The organism is Saccharopolyspora karakumensis (assembly GCF_004349225.1).
GTDB classification, from domain to species: Bacteria; Actinomycetota; Actinomycetes; order Mycobacteriales; family Pseudonocardiaceae; genus Saccharopolyspora; species Saccharopolyspora endophytica.
In genome coordinates this window covers 44682-64592 of record NZ_SMLA01000003.1, presented here as the reverse complement: position 1 = coordinate 64592, position 19911 = coordinate 44682, and the positions used below count along the sequence as shown (strand labels likewise).

The following is a 19911-nucleotide window of genomic DNA, read 5'->3' as shown; positions in this document are numbered from 1 at the left end:
CCCAGGCGGAGCCCCGGTCCCGAGGGACCGGGGCTCCGCGCGTTTCGGTTGTCTCACGGACGGCTCGGGCCGACAATCGCCGCTGGCGACGTGACGCTCCCCCGGCAGGACGCCTGGTGGCGGGTGGCTCCGTCCGGGCGGCATCGCATACTGCTGGGTGTGCGGTACTGGGAGTCGTCGCCTTCGGCGGAGCTGCGGGGGTTCGTGTCGTGCCTGTGGGGGCACGGCCCCGCTCCGGTCGAAGGCTTTCAGCTGGTCGTTCCCGACGGCTGCGTCGACCTGATCTGGCGAGCGGGACGGGTCGAGGCCGTCGGTCCCGACACCAGGGCGTGGGTCTCCGGGCTGGACGCCGGAGCACCGGTGTTCGGCATCCGGGCCCGACCGGGGATGGCCCGGCTGCTGCTCGGCGTCCCCGCGGCTGAGCTGCAGGACCTGCGCGTGGACGCCACCGAGCTCTGGAGCTCCCGAGGACGCGACCTCGCCGATGCCATCGACGAGCGACCCGAGCTGGCGCCCGCGCTGCTGGAGCGCTTCGCGCGGGAGCGCCTGGCCGACTGGGAGCCCGACCCGGCCGTGGCGGTCGCGGTCGCCGCCCTGGACGCTCCGCGACCGCCTTCGGTGCGTGCGCTGGCCGGCCGGATCGGGGTGTCCGAGCGGCAGCTGCGGCGCCGGATCGACGACGCCGTCGGGTACGGGCCGCGGACGCTGGTGAGCGTGCTGCGGTTCCAGCGGGCCGTGCGCAGCGGCGGCGAGCACCGGCTCGCCGACCTCTCCCACCGCTGCGGCTACGCCGACCAATCCCATCTGACCAGGGAGTTCCGCCGGCTGTCCGGCCTGACTCCGAAGCGGTACTTCGCGCGGGATCAGGCCGCGTCGTAGGCGCTCAGGACGCGCAGGGCGTCGAGCGTGACCCGGGGCCTGCCTTCCAGCGCGGTGCTCGGCGCCCACTCCAGCCAGTGGATCGGCCAGCCGCCGTCCTCGCGCTGCTGCGCCGCCAGGTGGTCCAGCCCCCGCTCGATCTCGGCGTCGCTGAACCACCGCCGGGCCAGGCTCGCCGGGCTCGCCGCGTAGTCGCAGACCCCCGGGATCTCACCGGAGGCGTAGCCGGGCGCCACCCGCGCCAGCTCCGGGCGTTCGGGGTCGAGCAGCACGTACCCGGCCTCGCGGATCAACCCGCCGATGCGCTCGGCCGCTCGCTCGGCCCGCTCCCGGTCGGGCACGTGGTCGAGGAACGCGACCGAGGCGATCGCCTCGTAGGGGTGGGTCTCGGTGAGCGCGTCGACGCGCTTCCAGCAGAACTCGGTCGCGCCCGACAGCCACGGGTGCTCGACGGCGTTCTTGTGCAGCACGCCCGCCATCAGCGCGGTCGACAGCAGCGACCCCTCGGGTTCCTCGACCACCGGGATCCACGGGGCGTGCGGGTAGTCGGCGAGCCGGACGTCGCCGCCGGGCACACCGCCGTCCGGGCGGGTGATGGTGGCGAGGTGGTCGCAGATGGCCGGAGCGTCCTCGGCGCAGCGGCCGATCTCGTCCAGGATCGTCAGCGCCGTCCAGGTCTGCAGCGGCTGGCTGATGGGGCCGCGCGCGTCCGGTTCCAGCCCGTAGCCGTACCCGCCGTCGGAGCAGCGGTAGGCCTCCAGCGCGGTGTGGACCGCCGCTGCCGAGCCTCCGGCGTGGAGGTGTTCGAAGCGGCGTTGTTCCAGCACGCGGGCCGTGAGCCAGATGAAGCGCTCGGCGTCCGCCAGGCGCTGCGGTGTGCAACGAGTCATACCACCGACGTTAAGCGAAAATGGCCGACCCGTTCTTGAACGGATCGGCCATTTCCGGTGTTGATCGGGTCAGCCCTCGACCGGCGGACCGGACGGGCGCGAGACCGCGCGGCGGCGGGTCCTGCGGACCGGGGCGGCCGGTTCGACGTTGGCCAGGCCGTCGTCGGTCGACTGCTTCGGCTCCGGCTTGGCCACCACCAGCGGCTGCGCCGGGGCACCCGCGCTACCTGCGGACCGAACGGCCTTGCGACGCGGACGGGCCCCGTTGGACTCCACCTGCGACTCGGCCGGCTCCGGCTGCTTCTGCTCGACCGGGGCAGCCGGGGTCTCGGCGACCTGCGGCTTCGGCTCGGCGACCGGCTCGACGGGCTTGGTGGCCTCGACGGGCTCGGGCGTCGGCTCGACGGCCTTCGGCTCCTCGGCCTTCGGCTCGACCGGCTCCGGCTCGACCGGCTCCGACTCGACCGGGGCAGGCTCGGGCTTGCGCTCCTCGGCCTTCGGCTCCGGCTTCGACTCGGGCTTGGCGTCCGGCTTGGCGGCCGGCTTGGACTCCGCCTTCGGCTCCGCCTTGACCTCCGCCTTCGGCTCCGGCTTGGCCTCGGTCTTCTGCTCGGCCTTGGGCTCGGGGGCCTGCTGGTCGGCGTCCTGCTGCTTGCCGCGGTTGCGGTTGCGGCGGCCACCGTTGCCACCACCGCTCTGGGCGTTGCCGCCGCCGTTGCCGCCGCCGCCGTTGCCGCCACCGCCGTTGCCGTGCTGGTGGTTGATCGGCTCGGTGGAGACCATGAGCCCGCGCCCGCGGCAGTGCTCGCAGGTGCTGCTGTAGGCCTCGAGCAGACCGGTGCCGACCCGCTTGCGGGTCATCTGCACCAGGCCCAGCGAGGTCACCTCGGCGACCTGGTGGCGGGTGCGGTCGCGGCCCAGGCACTCGGTGAGCCGGCGCAGCACCAGGTCCCGGTTGGACTCCAGCACCATGTCGATGAAGTCGATGACGATGATGCCGCCGATGTCGCGCAACCGGAGTTGGCGGACGATCTCCTCCGCGGCCTCCAGGTTGTTGCGGGTGACCGTCTCCTCCAGGTTGCCACCGGAGCCGGTGAACTTGCCGGTGTTGACGTCGATCACCGTCATGGCCTCGGTGCGGTCGATGACCAGGTAGCCGCCGGAGGGCAACCAGACCTTGCGGTCCAGCGCCTTGGCGATCTGCTCGTTGATCCGCTTCTCGTGGAACACGTCGTTCTTGCCGACGTGCTTGTCCAGCCGGGACGCCAGGTCGGGCGCCACGTGCTGGACGTAGGCCTCGATGGTCTCCCACGCGTCGTTGCCCTGGACGGTCATCGACGAGAAGTCCTCGGTGAACAGGTCGCGGACGACCTTGATCAGCAGGTCCGGCTCCTCGTAGAGCAGCTGCGGGGCGTTCGCACCGGGGGTCTCGGCCTTCTCCTTGATGACCTCCCACTGCGCCTGCAGCCGCCGCACGTCGCGGTCCAGCGCTTCTTCGCTGGTGCCCTCGGAGGCGGTGCGGATGATCACGCCGGCGTTGTCCGGCACGATCCGCTTGAGGATCTCCTTGAGCCGCTTGCGCTCGGTGTCGGGCAGCTTGCGGCTGATACCGGTGGCGCCGCCGCCCGGCACGTAGACCAGGAACCGGCCAGGCAGGCTGATCTGGGTGGTCAGCCGCGCGCCCTTGTGACCGACCGGGTCCTTGGTGACCTGCACCAGGACGCTGTCGCCGGTCTGCAGGGCCTGCTCGATGCGGCGGGCCTTGCCGGCCAGCCCGGCGGCGTCCCAGTCGACCTCGCCGGCGTAGAGGACCGCGTTGCGGCCCCGGCCGATGTCGACGAAGGCGGCTTCCATGCTGGGCAGCACGTTCTGCACGCGGCCCAGGTAGACGTTGCCGACCAGCGAGCCGGTGCCCGAGGAGGTCACGAAGTTCTCGACGAGGACGTTGTCCTCCAGAACCGCGATCTGGGTCTGCTCACCGTTCTGGCGGACCACCATCTTGCGGTCGACAGACTCGCGGCGGGCCAGGAACTCCGACTCCGACAGCACGGGCGCGCGACGCCGACCGGCTTCGCGGCCGTCCCGTCGGCGCTGGCGCTTGGCCTCCAGGCGGGTCGAACCCTTGACCGCGCGCACCTCGTCGTCGCTGGAGTCCTGCCGCGAGGTTTCGGCGGCGGGCTCGCGCACGTGCACCACGGTGTTCGGCGGGTCGTCCTCGCGGCTGCCGCTCTCGTCGTCCGACGAGCCCTTGCGACGACGACGGCGGCGACGACGGCGGGAGCCCTCGGACTGGCCTTCGGACTCGCCGGATTGCTCGTCGGAGTCCTCGGAGCTCTCACCGGAGGTCTCGGCCTGGGCGGCCTCGGACCGGTTGTCGTCGGAGCCGTCCTCGCCACCGGACTCGGTGTCGGAATCGGCGCCGCGACCCCGGCCACGACCCCGGCGACCACGACGGCGACGGCGGCGGCTGCCGGAGTCACCCGAGTCGTCATCGCCGTCGGAGGCGGAGTCGGAGTCGGAGTCCCCCTCCTCGGAGGTGGTCTCAGCGGCGGGCTCCGCGGCCGGCGCGGCGGGCGCGGCCTCGGCGGGCTCCGGCTCGGCGGCGGCCGGGCGCTGCGCCGGCGGCTGCGGGGCCAGGAACATGGCCTCCGGAGCCGCGAACAGCGGCGTCAGGCCGACCGAGGACTCCTCCGCCTCCGACGGAGGGGACGCGAAGTCCGCAGCGGGCACCGAAGCGCTCTGCTCGGTCTCCGCGGCCTCGCTCGACCCGGCGGCAGGTTCCTCGGGAGCCGGGGCGGCCTCGGCCGCGCCCTCGCCTTCCTCGGCCACCAGCTCCGGGTTGAGCGTCTGCACGACGCGCAGGGCCAGATCCCGGTTGATGTTCGACTGGGCGCTGCGGACGGGCTCGCCGAGCTCGTCCAGCGCCTTGATGATCTCCCGGCTGCTGGCTCCCAGCAGCTTGGCGAGCGCGTGCACCCTGAGCTTCGCGGGCAACTCGATGGTGTCCTGCGCATCCTGGGTGGGTGTGGGCGATTGCCCGCTGGCGTTGTTCCCAGCGGGCGTATCCATGTTCAACATCCAGCTCCTCCGCCCCCGGGCGCGTCCGGGTGGACGCGGCCGCACAGAGGCATGTGCGATCTTTTAGTTTCCGCCGCCCGCGGGCGACGGCAATTCTTCGTGGTCCCTCCGCCCCGGACCTGCAGGCCGGGAAGCCGTACGGCGGGTCGACGACGTCACGCCGCCCGTCACCCGGCCGCGGGCTCTCCCGCCGGAGTCCGGTCGCCGTCTGAGTCCTGGGCCAACGGGTCGGCAATGCCTCCCCCGTCATCGAGCCGACCCTGTTCCAGCCGGGTCGCGCTCGCGGCGGCCGACGGTTCCAGACCGGCGACGACACGCAGGGCGCTCAGTACGTCGTCGGGTCGTACGACGGGTGTTGTCTGCCGCACGACCGTTACGAGTATCCCATACGGTGCGGACGCCTCGGGCCAATCGTCCACCTGGGCGGTCGCGTGGCGTTTTTGATCACGCTGCGCAATCGGCCGAGGACCTTCCCGGACCTCCGCGCTGAGCAGCGCGGCACGCGCGTCGATGGTGCGCCGACCGTCCTTGGTCATCCGCTCGACCAGCGCGCTGTCGGCAGCCATCAGCTGCTCGGCCGCCTGGCGCAGCTCGGCCACTCCAGTACCGGGCATGTCGATGCGCCACTTGCTGACCACCAGCCGGTCCGCGAGCGGCCCTGGGGTCGCCTCCACCGCCGTGAGCAGGTCGATCCCGTCAGGCAGGGCGGCGTCCAGTTCGGCGCGCAGCGACTCGGGCTCCACGCGTTCGACTAACTGCAGCTCGAGGTACTCGGCCTCGCTGGACACACCGGTGGGCACGGCTCCCGCCCACGACACCTTGGGGTGCGGGCTGAAGCCCTGGGAGTAGGCCATCGGTACGCCGGCCCGGCGCAGCGCGCGCTCGAAGGTGCGCGCCACGTCGCGGTGCGAGGTGAACCGCAGCCTGCCCCGCTTGGCGTAGCGCAGGCGCAGCTTCTGCACCGGCGGCGCCGAGGGATTGGGGTGATCTCGCCGACTCAGAATGCCTCCCCGACCATGATCGTCACCGCCGGTCCCCCAGGACCGCTGTCGACGACGATGCTTGCTTGCTCAACCGCGAGGTGACAACACCCAACGGGAAGTTTTCGATCCAGACCGTACCTGTCCGACGGCTGCACGCACGTTCGTGCGCGATCGCACGACCGCGCACGAACACGCAGGTCAGCCGTTCGTGAACGCCGGATTTCGCACCGGAGAGCCCTGTCCGACCGGCGAGATCGGAAGCAGTTTTCGCCCGGTCGGGCCGACCTCGATGTCGGTGCCCATGGTCGGGCACACACCGCAGTCGAAGCACGGGGTCCACCGGCAGTCGTCCTGCTCACGGGCTTCCAGGGCGTCCTGCCAGTCCGCCCAGAGCCACTCCTTGTCCAGACCGGAGTCCAGGTGGTCCCACGGAAGGATCTCGTTCTCGGTGCGCTCGCGGGTGGTGAACCAGGCCAGGTCCACGCCCAGCTCGGCGAGCTCGGACTCGGCGCAGTCCACCCAGCGCTCGTAGGAGAAGTGCTCGTTCCAGCCGTCGAACCGGCCGCCCTCGCGCCACACCCGCTCGATGACCCGGCCGAGCCTGCGGTCACCGCGCGAGAGGAGTCCTTCGATCAGCGAGGGCTTGCCGTCGTGGTAGCGCATGCCGATGTTGCGGCCCAGCGAGCGGTCGGTGTTGATCGCCTCGCGGAGCTTGCGCAGCCGGTCGTCGACGGTCTCCGGGTCGGTCTGCGAAGCCCACTGGAACGGGGTGTGCGGCTTGGGCACGAACCCGCCGATGGAGATCGTGCACCGGATGTCCTTGCGCCCGGACGCCGCGCGACCTGCGCGGATGACCTCCTTGGCCATCTCGGCGATCTGCAGGACGTCGGAGTCCTCCTCGGTGGGCAGACCGCACATGAAGTACAGCTTGACCTGCCGCCAGCCGTTGGCGAAGGCAGCCGAGACGGTGCGGATGAGGTCTTCCTCGGACACCATCTTGTTGATCACCCGGCGGATCCGCTCGCTGCCGCCCTCCGGGGCGAAGGTGAGCCCGGAGCGGCGGCCGTTGCGGGACAGCTCGTTCGCCAGGTCGATGTTGAACGCGTCGACCCGGGTCGACGGCAGCGACAGACCGGTGTTGGTGCCCTCGTAGCGGTCGGCCAGGCCCTTGGTGACCTCGGCGATCTCGGAGTGGTCGGCCGAGGACAACGACAGCAGGCCGACCTCCTCGAACCCGGTGTTCTCCAGGCCGCGCTGCACCATCTCGCCGATGCCCTCGATCGAGCGCTCGCGCACCGGACGGGTGATCATCCCGGCCTGGCAGAAGCGGCAGCCCCGGGTGCAGCCGCGGAAGATCTCCACGCTCATCCGCTCGTGGACGCTCTCCGCGAGCGGGACCAGCGGCTGCTTCGGGTACGGCCAGTCGTCGAGCTCCATCGTGGTGCGCTTGAACACCCGGTAGGGCGCGCGCTCCTGGTTGGGCACGACCTCGGCGATCGCGCCGTCCTCGCCGTAGGAGACGTCGTAGAACTTCGGGACGTAGACGCCGCCGGACTCGGCCAGCCGCAGCAGCAGCTCGTCGCGTCCACCCGGGCGGCCCTCGCCCTTCCAGCGCCGGACGGCCTCGGTGATCTCCAGGACGGCTTCCTCGCCGTCACCCAGCACCGCCGCGTCGACGAAGTCGGCGATCGGCTCCGGGTTGAACGCGGCGTGACCACCTGCCAGCACGATCGGGTGGTCGTCGGTGCGGTCCACCGCGTGCAACGGGATTCCGGCCAGGTCGAGCGCACCGAGGAGGTTCGTGTAGCCGAGCTCGGTGGCGAAGCTGACGCCGAAGACGTCGAACTCGCCCACCGGGCGGTGCGCGTCCACGGTGAACTGCGGGATCTCGTGCTCGCGCATGAGCTCTTCGAGGTCCGGCCACACCGCGTAGGTGCGCTCGGCGAGCACGTCAGGCTGCTCGTTGAGGACCTCGTAGAGGATCTGAACACCCTGGTTGGGCAACCCGACCTCGTAGGCGTCGGGGTACATCAGGCACCACCGAACGGTGGCGTCCTCCCACGCCTTCACGGTCGAGTTGAGCTCGCCGCCCACGTACTGCACGGGCTTGGAAACCCGCGGCAGCAAGGGTTCCAACCTGTCGAAAACGGACTCCACAGCCACGCGACCAGGGTAGAGGTCCCTCGACCGAGCGCCGAGCGGGGGCGTTTCAGCCGAGCGAGGCCCGGCTGAAACCACCCCACAGCCATCTCAAGTCGCCGGTCGGAGCGAGTGCGAGCGGCGCAGCCGCGAGGCGTGGGAACCACCCTCGCGACCTGCACCGCCGCGGGTTCTGACACGTCTCCTGGCGAGTACGCCGTGGCGCACGGAGTCCAGGAGACCTGTCAGGTTCCGCTACCCGCACCACAACGCACAACGCACAACGACCACCGATGATCAAAGCTCGGGGAACCAGAGCTTGAGCTCGCGGGCTGCGGACTCGGTGGAGTCCGAGCCGTGGACCAGGTTGTACTGGACCTCGAGGCCGAAGTCGCCGCGGATGGAACCCGGGGCGGCCTTGTCGACCGGGTCGGTGCCGCCGGCCAGCTGGCGGAAGGCCGCGATGGCCTTCGGGCCCTCGACGCAGGCCGCCACGACCGGGCCACCGGTGATGAACTCGATCAGGCTCTCGAAGAACGGCTTGCCGTCGTGCTCGGCGTAGTGCTGCTCGGCGAGCTGGCGGTCGACGTTCTTGAGCTCCAGCGCGACCAGCTTCAGGCCCTTGCGCTCGATCCGGCTGATCACCTCGCCGACGAGGCCACGCTCGACGCCGTCGGGCTTGACCAGCACCAGAGTGCGCTCGCTCACGTTCTCTCTCCTCACATCACGGTTGCGCCAGGCGCGACATCCCAGCGCCCGATTTGACCGTCAGCGTATCGACGCAGGTGAACCCACCTCTCCCGGGGCCCGAAACGATCACACCTCCGGAGGTGGACCCCCGATTTCAGTGGAATGCAGGTCCCGACTTCCGCTGAAATCCGGGTTGGGTCGCCTCAGCGCCGGGGGTCGAGGGTTTTGGTCCAGAGGGCTTTGCCCTGCTGGTCGCGGATGTCGACGGTGAGCCGGCCGGTCTCGCCGTCGATGTTGACCTCGCCGAAGTGCTGGAAGCCCTCCATCGGGGACGCGCCCTGGCGGGAGGGGGCGCTGACGAAGGCGACCTCCGGGCCGAAGGTCGGGTCCATGTCGCTGGGGCCGAAGGCGCCCGCGTTGAGCGGTCCCGCGACGAACTCCCAGAACTCGTCGAAGCCGTCGAACGCCGCGCGCTCCGGCGAGTAGTTGATCGCCGCCGAGTAGTGCACGTCAGCGGTCAGCCAGACGACGTTGCGCACCTCGCGGCGGCTGATCTCCTGCAGCACCCGCGCCAGCTCGGCCTCGCGGCCGTTGGGGGCTCCCGGCAGTCCGTTGGCGACGCCCTCGATCTTGTCGCCATCGGGGACGATGATGCCGATCGGCATGTCCGAGGCGATGACCTTCCAGGTCGCGCGCGATTTCGTCAGCTCGCGGACGAGCCAGCGGGCCTGCTCCTCGCCGAGGATGCTCTCCGGCTCGGTTCCGGTGGAGTTCGCGTCGCGATACGTGCGCATGTCCAGCACGAACACGTCCAGCAGCGGGCCGTGCGAGACCTTCCGGTACACGCGGCCGTCGACGGCGTCCTGCCTGCGGATCGGCTGCCACTCGTGGAACGCCTGGAACGCGCGCTGGGCCAGCACGTCCACGCGCTTCTCGGTGTAGGCGTCGTTGTCCAGGATCTCGCCCGGGTACCAGTTGTTGGTGACCTCGTGGTCGTCCCACTGGATCAGCTGCGGGACGTCGGCGGCGAACGCGCGCACGTTCTCGTCGAGCAGGTTGTAGGCGAACTGGCCCCGGTACTCGGCGAGGGTTTCGGCGACCTTCGACTTCTCCGGGGTGACGACGTTGCGCCAGACCCGGCCGTCGGGCAGCGTCACCGACTCCTCCACCGGCCCGTCGGCGTAGACCGTGTCACCGCTGTGCAGGAAGAAGTCGGGGCGGCGGTCGGCCATCGCGCGGTAGATCGTCATGCCGCCGATGTCGGGGTTGATGCCCCAGCCCTGACCCACCACGTCACCCGACCACAGGAACCGCACGTCGCTGCGGTCCTGCGGCACCGTGCGGAAGGTGCCGGTCAGGCCCTCACTGGCCACCCGGCCGTCGAGGTCCTCGGCGGTGACCCGGTAGTGCACCTCGCGGCCCGCCGGGATTCCGGTGAGCCGCAGCTCACCAGTGCCGTCGGTGTCGGGTGTCAGGTCCGGTCCGGGGACGCGCAGCGCGTCGCGGAAGTCCTCGCGCGCGGAGATCTCGACGAACATGCGGGACGGGCGGTCGGCCCGGGTCCACACCACGGCGCCGTCCGGGCGCGGGTCGCCGAGCTGCACGCCGTGGGTCAGCACCGGACGGCCGGACCGCGCGAAGGCGGCGCCCGGGAGCAGCGCGCCGGCCGCGAGCAGACCGGCACCGGTGGCACCGCGGCGCAGCAGCTCGCGGCGAGTCAGGTTCTCGGGGGTCATGGTCCCGGTTCTAATCCGGCGAAGCCGCGCCCCGATCACCACAGGTGAACGGGCAGGTGAAACTTCGGTGTTCAATCGCCGCACCGCGCGGACCCTGGTGCGAGACCGGTCGGACCGCTAGCTTCACGGCCGAACCGACTGGCCGCTGGAGACGAGGAGGTCCCGATGCGCGCCGCCGTGCACACCGCCGCCAACGAGCCGCTGCGGATCGAGCAGCTGGACGATCCGACGCCGAGGGCCGGTGAGGTCGCCATCGACGTGCGTTCCTGCGGTGCCTGCCACAGCGACCTGCACGTGATCAAGGGCGAGCTGCCGTTCCCCACCCCCGCCGTGCTCGGCCACGAGGTGGCCGGTGTGGTCTCCGAACTCGGTTCCGGCGTCAGCGGGCTGTCGGTGGGCGACCCGGTCGTGACCAGCTTCATCATGCCGTGCGGGCAGTGCGGGCAGTGCTCGCGCGGCAACGAGGAGATCTGCGAGCGGTTCTTCCGGTTCAACCGGGGCCAGGGCAAGCTCTACGACGACGACACCCGGCTGCACCGTCCCGGCGGCGAGCCCGTCTGGATGTACTCCCAGGGCGGGATGGCCGAGCGCTGCGTGACCCCGGCGACCTCGGTGTACCGGGTTCCGGACGGGGTCGAGCTGTCGGACGTGGCCTCGGTCGGGTGCTCGACGATGACGGCCTACGGGGCGCTGCGGCACGCAGCGAACGTGCAGGTCGGCGACACCGTGGCGGTGGTCGCGGCGGGCGGGGTCGGCTCGGCGCTGATCCAGCTGGCCTCGATCTTCGGCGCGTCGACGATCATCGCGGTCGACATCAACGAGGACAAGCTCGAAGGCTCTCGCCGGCTGGGCGCCACGCACACGGTGAACTCGTCCGAGGTGGACGCTCCCGCGGTGATCCGCGAGCTGACCGGTGGGCGCGGTGTGGACGTGGCCTTCGAAGCGCTGGGCGCGGTCCCGACGTTCAACGTCGCCAGGGACTCGGTCGTCGAAGGCGGCCAGGTCGTGGTCGTCGGCATCGCCGCCCGGGGCACGACCGGTGAGTTCGACCTCGCCACGATCGCCCGGCGCAAGCTCCAGATCAAGGGCTCCTACGGCGCCAAGCCCCGCCGGGACATGCCGGTCCTGCTCGACCTGGTGGCCCGGGGCCAGCTCCGCCCGCAGGACGCCATCAGCCGCCGCTACCCCTTCGAGAAGGTCCAGGACGCCTTCGACGCCCTCAACCGCGGCGAGATCCTGGGCCGAGCCGTCGTCGACCTCGCCTGACCGAGGGAAGAATTCGAATCTCGCGCGAAGTTCGAGTGCGGAAGTCTCGGCTCAAACTTCGCGCGAATTTCGAATGGTCCCGGATTTCCGCAGGTGAGGGCTAGTCGGTGCCTTCGGGGTGGCCCGGAGGGTGGCCGAGCTGGTCGTAGAGCTGGCCTTCGCGCATGCGCTTGGCGATGTCCTTGCGCAGGTGCAGGATGTAAGCCCAGATCAGGGCGAAGATCGCGCCCATGATGCCGATCGACGGGTGGATGAAGGCGCACAGGACCATCGCGGCCTGAAGCGCCAGCGCGAATCCCAGGCCCCACGGGCGGCGCTGCACGAAGGCGGCCACCAGCATCAGCACCGACAGCACGATGACGATCACGAAGCCGGCGCTGGAGACCCCACCGCCGAACTTCCACACCACCGGCAGCGCCAGCAGGAACGTGATGAACTCCAGCGCCAGCGTGGCCGCCATGATGCCGCGCAGACCCTTCCACGGGTCGCGCACGCCTTCCGGCGGCTCCGGCAAGCCCTTCTCGGGCTGGGACTCCTCGGCCACGACCGCTCCCGTCTCGCTCACGCGGGCTCCTTGCCGAACAGGGCGCGGGCCTCTCCCGCGGTCACCACGGACCCGGTGATCACCACACCGCCGCCGGACACCGACTCACCGGGATCGTCGGTCTCCTCGGCCAGCTGGATCGCCTGCTCGACCGCGTTGTCCAACCGGGGCTCGACCATGATCCGGTCCTGCCCGAAGATGTCCAGCGCGATCCCGGCCAGCTCGTCCGGGTCCAGCGAGCGCGGCGAGGAGTTGCGGGTCAGCACCAGCTCCTCCACCACCGGCTCCAGCTCGGCCAGGATGCCGCGCGCGTCCTTGTCGCCCAGCACGCCCACCACCGCGACCAGCTTGCGGAAGGAGAACTCCGAGCTCAGCGCGTCGGCCAGGGCGCGGGTGCCGTGCGGGTTGTGGGCGGCGTCGACCAGCACCGTCGGTGCGGCGCGCACGCGCTCCAGCCTGCCGGGCACGATGACGGAGGCGAACGCCGAGCGGATCCGCTCCACGTCCAGCTGCCGTTCCGCGCCCGCGCCGAAGAACGCCTCGACGGCCGCCAGCGCCAGCGCCGCGTTGCGGGCCTGGTGCTCGCCGTGCAGCGGCAGGAAGATCTCGTCGTAGACGCCGCCGAGGCCCTGCAGCTTCAGCAGCTGGCCGCCGACCGCGACGGTCCGCTCCAGCACGCCGAACTCCTGGCCTTCGCGCGCCACGGTCGCGTCCACCTCGGCGATGCGGTTCATGATCTCCTGCTGCGCCTCGGCGGGCTGGGAGGCCATGACCACGATGGAGTCGGGCTTGATGATCCCGGCCTTCTCGCGGGCGATCCCGGCGAGGTCGGTGCCGAGGTACTCGGCGTGGTCCAGCGCGACGGGGCAGATCACCGCGACCTTGGCGTCGGCGACGTTGGTGGCGTCCCAGCTGCCGCCGAGCCCGACCTCGACGACCCCGGCGTCGACCGGGGCGTCGGCGAACGCGGCGAACGCCATGCCGGTGAGCACCTCGAACTTGCTCATCTTGACGTCGCTTTGGGAGTCCACGATGGACACGTACGGCGCCACGTCGCGGTAGGCCTCGACGTAGCCGGCCGGGCTGATCGGAGCGCCGTCGACGCCGATGCGCTCGGTGGCCAGCTGCAGGTGCGGGCTCGTGTAGCGGCCGGTGCGCAGTTCGAGCCCGGTCAGCAGGGCGTCGACGATGCGCGTCGTGGACGACTTGCCGTTGGTGCCCGCGATGTGCACGACCGGATAGCTGCGCTGCGGCTCGGCGAGCAGATCGGTGAGCGCGCGGATGCGATCCAGCGACGGCTCGATCTTGGTCTCCGGCCAGCGTTCGTTGAGCTCGGCCTCCACCACGCGCAGCTCGTGCAACGCGGCAGGATCCATGCCGGTCAAGTGCCCACTCCCCTACCAACGACGAAAATGCCGAGGTTGAAGTCTACGTCTTCCCTGGTGGACGCCCGCCCAGGCCCGCTGGACGCGAAAAGGGGCCCTCACCAGGAGGGCCCCTTCCCGATGCGCGTCAGCCCTGCGGGAGGGCTTCCAGGCGAGCGGTGATGCGGGCGATGTCGCCTTCGGCGACCTCGCGGCGGGCCTTGATCTTGTCGACCACCTCGGCCGGGGCCTTGTCCAGGAACGCCTGGTTGCCGAGCTTCTTGTCTGCTCCGGACAGCTCCTTCTCGGCGGCGGCGAGGTCCTTGGCCAGGCGCTTGCGCTCGGCCTCGACGTCGATCGCCCCGGAGAGGTCCAGCTCGACGTCGACGTTGCCGCCGGCCAGGCCGACCTCGATGGAGGCCGACGAGGTGAAGCCGTCCTCCGGCTCGGTGACCTTGGCCAGCGAGCGCACCGCGGGCACGTGCTCGGCCAGCCCCAGCTCCTCGACCCCGCTGAGCCGCGCCGCGACCTTCTGACCGGGTTTGAGGCCCTGGTCGGAGCGGAACCGGCGGATCTCGGTGATCAGCTTCTGGGTCGCTGCGATCCGGTCGGCCGCACCGCTGTCGGCCTCGGCGCCGGTGGCCTTCGGCCAGTCGGCGATCACCACGGACTCGCGGCCGGTCAGCGCCGTCCACAGGGTCTCGGTGAGGAACGGGATCGTCGGGTGCAGCAGCCGCAGCAGCGTGTCGAGCACCTGGCCCAGCACCTGCCGGGTCAGCTCGGCGCGCTCCTCGGTGCCGTCGAACTGGACCTTGGACAGCTCCAGGTACCAGTCGCAGAACTCGTCCCACGTGAAGTGGTAGAGCGCCTCGGTGGCCTTGGCGAACTGGAAGTCCTCCATCATCTCGTCCACGTAGGACACCAGCGCGTCGGCGCGGTCGAGGATCCAGCGGTCGGCGTCGGTCAGCGATTCCCGCGCCAGCGGCTCCGACGGCACGCGGGCGCCGTTCATCAGCGCGAACTTGGTGGCGTTGAACAGCTTCGTGCCGAAGCTGCGCGACGCCGAGACCCACTCCTCGCTGATCGGCGAGTCGGTGCCCGGGTTCGCGCCGCGCGCCAGGGTGAACCGCAGCGCGTCGGTGCCGTAGGTGTCCATCCACTCCAGCGGATCGACGGTGTTGCCCGCGGACTTCGACATCTTCTTGCCGTGCGCGTCGCGGACCATGCCGTGCAGCGCGATGGTCTTGAACGGGATGGCCTCGGCCGGGTCCCGGTCCTTCATCGCGTACAGGCCCATCATCATCATCCGGACGACCCAGAAGAAGAGGATGTCGTAGCCGGTGACGAGCACGGACGTCGGGTAGAACTTCTCCAGCTCCGGCGTCTGCTCCGGCCAGCCCATCGTCGAGAACGGCCAGAGGCCGGAGGAGAACCAGGTGTCGAGGACGTCCTCGTCCTGGCGCCAACCGTCTCCCGACGGCGGTTCCTCGTCCGGCCCGACGCACACGACCTCGCCGTTGGGGCCGTACCAGATCGGGATCCGGTGGCCCCACCACAGCTGTCGCGAGATGGCCCAGTCGTGCAGGTTGTCGACCCAGTCGAAGTAGCGCTTGGCCATCTCCGGCGGGTGCACGGCGACGCGGCCGTCGCGGACGGCGTCACCCGCGGCCTGCGCCAGCGGGCCCACCTTGACGAACCACTGCAGGGACAGCCGGGGCTCGATCGGCTCCTTGGAGCGCGAGCTGTGCCCGACGCTGTGCACGTACGGGCGCTTCTCGGCGACGATGCGGTCCTGCTCGCGCAGCGCCTCGCGCACCGCCACCCGGGCCTCGAAGCGGTCCATGCCGTCGAAGCGGGTTCCGGTGTGGGCGATGCGGCCCTGCTCGTCCATGATCGTGAGCATCGGCAGGTCGTGCCGCTTGCCGATCTCGAAGTCGTTCGGGTCGTGCGCCGGGGTCACCTTGACCGCACCCGTGCCGAACTCCGGATCGACGTGCTCGTCCGGGACGACCGGGATCTTGCGGCCGGTCAGCGGCAGCTCGACCTCGGTGCCGACCATGTGCCGGTAGCGCTCGTCGTTCGGGTGCACCGCGATGGCGGTGTCGCCGAGCATCGTCTCGACCCGCGTGGTGGCCACCACGATCGCGTCGTCACCGTCGCCGTAGCGCATGGAGACGAGCTCGCCCTCGACCTCCTTGTGCTCCACCTCGATGTCGGAGATCGCGGTGCGCATCTCCGGCGACCAGTTGACGAGCCGCTCGGCGCGGTAGATCAGGCCGTCGTCGTAGAGGTTCTTGAAGATCGTCTGGACGGCGCGGGACAGGCCGTCGTCCATGGTGAAGCGCTCGCGGGACCAGTCGACGCTGTCGCCGAGGCGACGCATCTGCGACAGGATCGCCCCGCCGTGCTTCTCCTTCCAGCCCCAGACGCGCTCCAGGAACTTCTCGCGGCCGAGCTCGCGGTGGTCGATGCCCTCCTCGCGCAGCTGCTTCTCGACCAGCGCCTGCACCGCGATGCTGGCGTGGTCCATGCCCGGCAGCCACAGCGCCTCGTAGCCCTGCATCCGGCGACGCCGGGTGAGGATGTCCATCAGCGTGTGCTCGAAGGCGTGGCCGATGTGCAGGCTGCCGGTGACGTTCGGCGGCGGGATGACGATCGAGAACGGCGGCTTGTCGCTGTTCGGGTCGGCGGTGAAGTACTCGGCGGCTACCCAGCGCTCGTACAGCTCGGCCTCTACGTCGGCCGGATTCCAGGTCGACGGGAGTTCACGGGTTGCGGCTGCATGGGTCTGTGTCACACGTCGAATTCTACGAGTGCCCGAACGGCGGTTTCCCCGGGCATACCACCGGCCACGACCAGCGGGCGTGTGACGCGCGGCACGCGCACGCGAGAGGGGCGCGACTCGTCGAGCCGCGCCCCTCTCGCGATGGCCACCAGGTCAGCCGGTGAAGAGCTTGGTGACCTTGGTGATGAGTTCGTAGAGGCCGTAGAGGAACGGGACGCCTACCCAGAGCCAGGCGATGACCAGGAGGACTTGGCGGTTCGCGGTCGTCACTTGTCTCCTCCCTTCGCCGGTTCGTGGAACTTGGGGGCGACCGGGCGGATCAGCTCGTTGGCGATGAAGCCGACGACCAGCAGCCCGATCATGATGTAGAGCGAGACCGCGTACAGGTCAGGCCCCTTCGCGCCGCTCGCCTCCTGCGCGTCGGCGACGGCGTTGACGATCAGCGGTCCGAGCACACCGGCCACCGACCACGCGGTGAGCAGCCGGCCGTGGATCGCGCCGACCTGCAGGTTGCCGAAGAGGTCCTTCAAGTACGCGGGCGCGGTGGAGAAACCCCCGCCGTAGAACGACAGGATCAGGATCGCGCACAGCACGAACACCGGGACGCCGGTCGCGCCGAACAGCAGGATTCCCAGGTACAGCAGCGTTCCGCCGCCCAGGTAGAGCCGGTAGATGTTCTTGCGCCCCACCACGTCCGATGCCGACGACCACACGAACCGACCGGCCATGTTGGTCAGCGACAGCAGCGCCACGAACCCGGCCGCCGCTCCGGTGGCCACCGGGGTCGCGCTGTTGGAGAAGAAGCCCACGATCATCGGCGACGCCTTCTCCAGGATGCCGATGCCCGCGGTGACGTTGCAGCACAGGATCACCCACAGCAGCCAGAACTGCGGGGTGCGCAAGGCGTTGTTGGCCGTCACGTCGGCCGTGGTGATCATCGGCTTGACGACCTGCTTCGGCATCGACTTGGGCCGCCAGCCCGGCGCGGGAACCCGCACCAGCAGCGCGCCCAGCGACATGAACACCGCGTAGACCACGCCGTGCACCAGGAACGTCTGCGCGATGCCGGAGCGGTCCTCGCCGAAGGTGTCCAGCATCTGCGTCGACCACGGCGAGGCGATCAGCGCACCACCGCCGAAACCCATGATGGCGATGCCGGTCGCCATGCCCGGCCGGTCCGGGAACCACTTCATCAGCGTCGACACCGGCGAGATGTAGCCGATGCCCAGACCGATGCCGCCCACGAAGCCGTAACCGAGCACCACCAACCAGTACTGGCCCAGCGCGACGCCCAGCGACGAGATGAGGAACCCGAGCGAGAAGCACACCGCCGAAACCGTCATGGCCCAGCGCGGACCGCGCCTCTCCACCAGCGTGCCGCCCACCGCGGCCGACAGCCCGAGCATGACGATGCCCAGCTGGAACGGCAGCGCGCTCAAGGTGCCCGACAGCCCCAGGGCCTCCTCCAGCGGCGGCTTGAACACGCTCCACGCGTAGACCTGCCCGATCGACAGGTGCACCGCCAGCGCTGCCGGTGGGATCAGCCAGCGGCTCCAATCCGGTGGAGCGACGATTCGACTGGGTGACAGCAGCCCTGAAACCATTGGGCCTCCCGGCTTCGCGACGTTGATCAGCGCGCCGAGCATACTGTTGGGAACGGCCGGAAAAGTCGTCCAATTTCAAACTGAAACAAAGTTCCGAGGAGGCGCAATGGGACGGGTCACGGTGCGGCGGCCGGTGCTCCGGATCGCCGAGAACGGCAATCGGACCAGGCCGGACACCCTCGCTGCCGAGGAACCTCTGGAGGTCCGGGTCAACGGCAAGCCGCTGTCGGTGACGATGCGCACACCCGGTCACGACGTCGAGCTGGCGCACGGATTCCTCCTCACGGAAGGCGTCATCGCCGACCGCGACGATCTGGCCACCGCCCGCTACTGCGACAGCCCCGGGCCCGACGGGCGCAACACCTACAACGTGCTCGACATCGCGCTGTCCCCCGGCGTCCCGATGCCGGACGCCTCCGTGGAGCGCAACTTCTACACCACCTCCTCGTGCGGGGTGTGCGGAAAGGCGGCGCTGGACGCGGTGAAGCTGCGGACCCGCCACTCCCCCGCCGCCGACCCGCTGAGCATCGCTCCAGAAACCCTCATCGGACTGCCCGACGCCCTGCGCTCGGCTCAGCGCGTCTTCGACTCCACCGGCGGCCTGCACGCGGCCGGCCTGTTCGACGCGCGCGGCGAGCTGCTCGTGGTGCGCGAGGACGTCGGCAGGCACAACGCGGTCGACAAGGTCATGGGCTGGGCCCTGATGGAACGTCGCGTGCCGCTCTCCGGCTGCGTGCTGATGGTGTCCGGCCGGGCGTCGTTCGAACTGGTGCAGAAGGCCGCGATGGCCGGAGTGCCGATGCTCTCAGCGGTGTCGGCGCCGTCCTCGCTGGCCGTGGACCTGGCCGAGGAGCAGGGCATGACGCTCATCGGCTTCCTCCGCGGGTCCTCGATGAACGTCTACACGGGAGCGGAGCGCGTGGCGATCACCGAATCCGCGTGACGGACCCCTGATGCGGTTGGGATGATGTCCGGAGGTGTTCGAGGAGGACTGGTTTGCCCAACCGACGATCGATCGGCACCCCGCTGCCCCGGCGCACGCTGCTGACCTCGGGCGCCGCCGGTCTGGCGGCAGTCGGGCTCGGGCTGAGCACCGACAGCGCGGGCCATCCGGTCGAGCAGCGCGTGTCGCTGGCCAAGAACGTCTCCGTCGAGCGGCTGTACTCCCGGGCCCGCAAGCAGAACGTGGACGTGGTGGCGATCCGCCCCAGGGACGTTCCGGCCGAGGGGCTTCCGGTGTGCCTGATGCTGCACGGGCGGTTCGGCGACGCGATGGACTCGGTCAGCGGTCTGCCGGTGTGGCTGTCGAACTCCGTCGCGGCCGGGAAGATTCCGCCGTTCATGCTGCTCTCGGTGGACGGTGGTCCGAACAACTACTGGCACCGCCGCCCCGATGACGACGCGATGAGCATGCTGCTCGACGAGGTCCCGCAGTGGCTGAACGAGCGCGGGCTCAGCGCCCCGGTCGCGGCCGCGGGCATCTCGATGGGCGGGTTCGGAGCGCTGGTGTACGCGCGGCGGCGCCGCGAGCTCGGCGACCCGCTGCAGGCGGCCGGCGCGATCGCCCCGGCGCTGCACACCAACTGGCGCGAGATGCGCAAGCGACGAGCGTTCACCAACGAGGCGGAGTGGAAGGCGATCGACCCGCTGCGCCACATCGGCAGCCTCGGTGACCTGCCGATCGGCGTCTGGTGCGGCAACGGCGACCGCTTCATCGAGGGCACCCGCCGCTTCATCCGCCTCGCCAGGCCCACCTACGCCTCGACGACCCCGGGCCGCCACAACAAGACCTACTTCCGCAAAGCCCTCCCCGAACTGGTCGACTTCATCGGCGACCACCTCCACAACTGACCCCTTCCCCGGCGGCGATCAGCCCCCGGTCACGGCCAACACGGAATACCGCCGTCATCAGACCTCCGAATACCGTCGTAATCGGGCCGCTCCCGGCGAAAT

The 19911-nt window shown here is 70.4% G+C and carries 15 protein-coding genes; 4 read left to right on the top strand and 11 right to left on the bottom strand.

The window, feature by feature from the left end; all coding sequences use genetic code 11:
* Positions 1-90: 90 nt before the first annotated feature.
* A complete protein-coding gene (locus E1202_RS02810; protein WP_235877605.1) occupies positions 91-879 on the top strand; it encodes a helix-turn-helix transcriptional regulator in 789 nt (262 codons plus the stop codon).
* Here the strand turns inward: E1202_RS02810 and E1202_RS02805 are convergent.
* From E1202_RS02805 to E1202_RS02780, 6 genes are all read right to left on the bottom strand, one after another.
* Complete coding sequence (locus E1202_RS02805) at positions 864-1769, bottom strand: hypothetical protein (RefSeq protein WP_132680734.1); 906 nt, start codon at positions 1767-1769, stop codon at positions 864-866. The two genes, E1202_RS02810 and E1202_RS02805, sit on opposite strands and share 16 nt — an antisense overlap.
* 69 nt (positions 1770-1838) lie before the next feature.
* Positions 1839-4847 (bottom strand): translation initiation factor IF-2 N-terminal domain-containing protein, encoded by a 3009-nt coding sequence (locus tag E1202_RS02800; RefSeq protein WP_132680732.1) that lies wholly within the window; start codon positions 4845-4847, stop codon positions 1839-1841.
* A gap of 167 nt (positions 4848-5014) precedes the next feature.
* The gene (locus E1202_RS02795) at positions 5015-5809 is read right to left on the bottom strand and encodes a TIGR03936 family radical SAM-associated protein (protein WP_132680730.1); all 795 of its coding nucleotides are present in this window, start codon (positions 5807-5809) and stop codon (positions 5015-5017) included.
* Positions 5810-6028: 219 nt separating this feature from the next.
* Entirely contained in the window at positions 6029-7993 is a 1965-nt protein-coding gene (locus E1202_RS02790; protein WP_132680729.1) for a TIGR03960 family B12-binding radical SAM protein, read from the bottom strand.
* 273 nt (positions 7994-8266) lie between these two features.
* A complete protein-coding gene (ndk, locus tag E1202_RS02785; protein ID WP_132621025.1) occupies positions 8267-8677 on the bottom strand; it encodes a nucleoside-diphosphate kinase in 411 nt (136 codons plus the stop codon).
* Between the two features lie 185 nt (positions 8678-8862).
* Positions 8863-10395 (bottom strand): alkaline phosphatase D family protein, encoded by a 1533-nt coding sequence (locus E1202_RS02780; protein WP_132680727.1) that lies wholly within the window; start codon positions 10393-10395, stop codon positions 8863-8865.
* A 165-nt stretch (positions 10396-10560) separates the two neighbouring features.
* Between E1202_RS02780 and E1202_RS02775 the strand changes: the two genes are divergently transcribed.
* Positions 10561-11661 (top strand): zinc-binding dehydrogenase, encoded by a 1101-nt coding sequence (locus E1202_RS02775; RefSeq protein WP_132680725.1) that lies wholly within the window; start codon positions 10561-10563, stop codon positions 11659-11661.
* A gap of 100 nt (positions 11662-11761) precedes the next feature.
* Here E1202_RS02775 and E1202_RS02770 read toward each other — a convergent pair whose 3' ends face one another.
* The 5 genes from E1202_RS02770 to E1202_RS02755 form a co-directional block, all read right to left on the bottom strand.
* Positions 11762-12226, bottom strand: coding sequence for a DUF4233 domain-containing protein (locus E1202_RS02770; RefSeq protein WP_235877602.1), 465 nt, complete (start codon positions 12224-12226; stop codon positions 11762-11764).
* Entirely contained in the window at positions 12223-13581 is a 1359-nt protein-coding gene (folC, locus tag E1202_RS02765; protein ID WP_132680992.1) for a bifunctional tetrahydrofolate synthase/dihydrofolate synthase, read from the bottom strand. Before folC ends, E1202_RS02770 begins: the two co-directional genes overlap by 4 nt.
* A gap of 136 nt (positions 13582-13717) precedes the next feature.
* The gene (locus E1202_RS02760) at positions 13718-16366 is read right to left on the bottom strand and encodes a valine--tRNA ligase (RefSeq protein WP_132680723.1); all 2649 of its coding nucleotides are present in this window, start codon (positions 16364-16366) and stop codon (positions 13718-13720) included.
* A 141-nt stretch (positions 16367-16507) separates the two neighbouring features.
* The gene (locus tag E1202_RS33095; protein WP_456238804.1) at positions 16508-16624 is read right to left on the bottom strand and encodes an MFS transporter small subunit; all 117 of its coding nucleotides are present in this window, start codon (positions 16622-16624) and stop codon (positions 16508-16510) included.
* The gene (locus E1202_RS02755) at positions 16621-17958 is read right to left on the bottom strand and encodes an L-lactate MFS transporter (RefSeq protein WP_132680721.1); all 1338 of its coding nucleotides are present in this window, start codon (positions 17956-17958) and stop codon (positions 16621-16623) included. Before E1202_RS02755 ends, E1202_RS33095 begins: the two co-directional genes overlap by 4 nt.
* A 106-nt stretch (positions 17959-18064) precedes the next feature.
* Between E1202_RS02755 and fdhD the strand changes: the two genes are divergently transcribed.
* Together fdhD and E1202_RS02745 are read left to right on the top strand one after the other, a co-directional pair.
* Positions 18065-18901 carry a formate dehydrogenase accessory sulfurtransferase FdhD gene (gene fdhD, locus E1202_RS02750; protein ID WP_132680719.1) on the top strand — a complete coding sequence of 279 codons (837 nt, stop codon included), beginning with the start codon at positions 18065-18067 and terminating at the stop codon, positions 18899-18901.
* Positions 18902-18954: 53 nt separating this feature from the next.
* The gene (locus tag E1202_RS02745; protein ID WP_235877600.1) at positions 18955-19809 is read left to right on the top strand and encodes an alpha/beta hydrolase; all 855 of its coding nucleotides are present in this window, start codon (positions 18955-18957) and stop codon (positions 19807-19809) included.
* Positions 19810-19911: the final 102 nt, after the last annotated feature.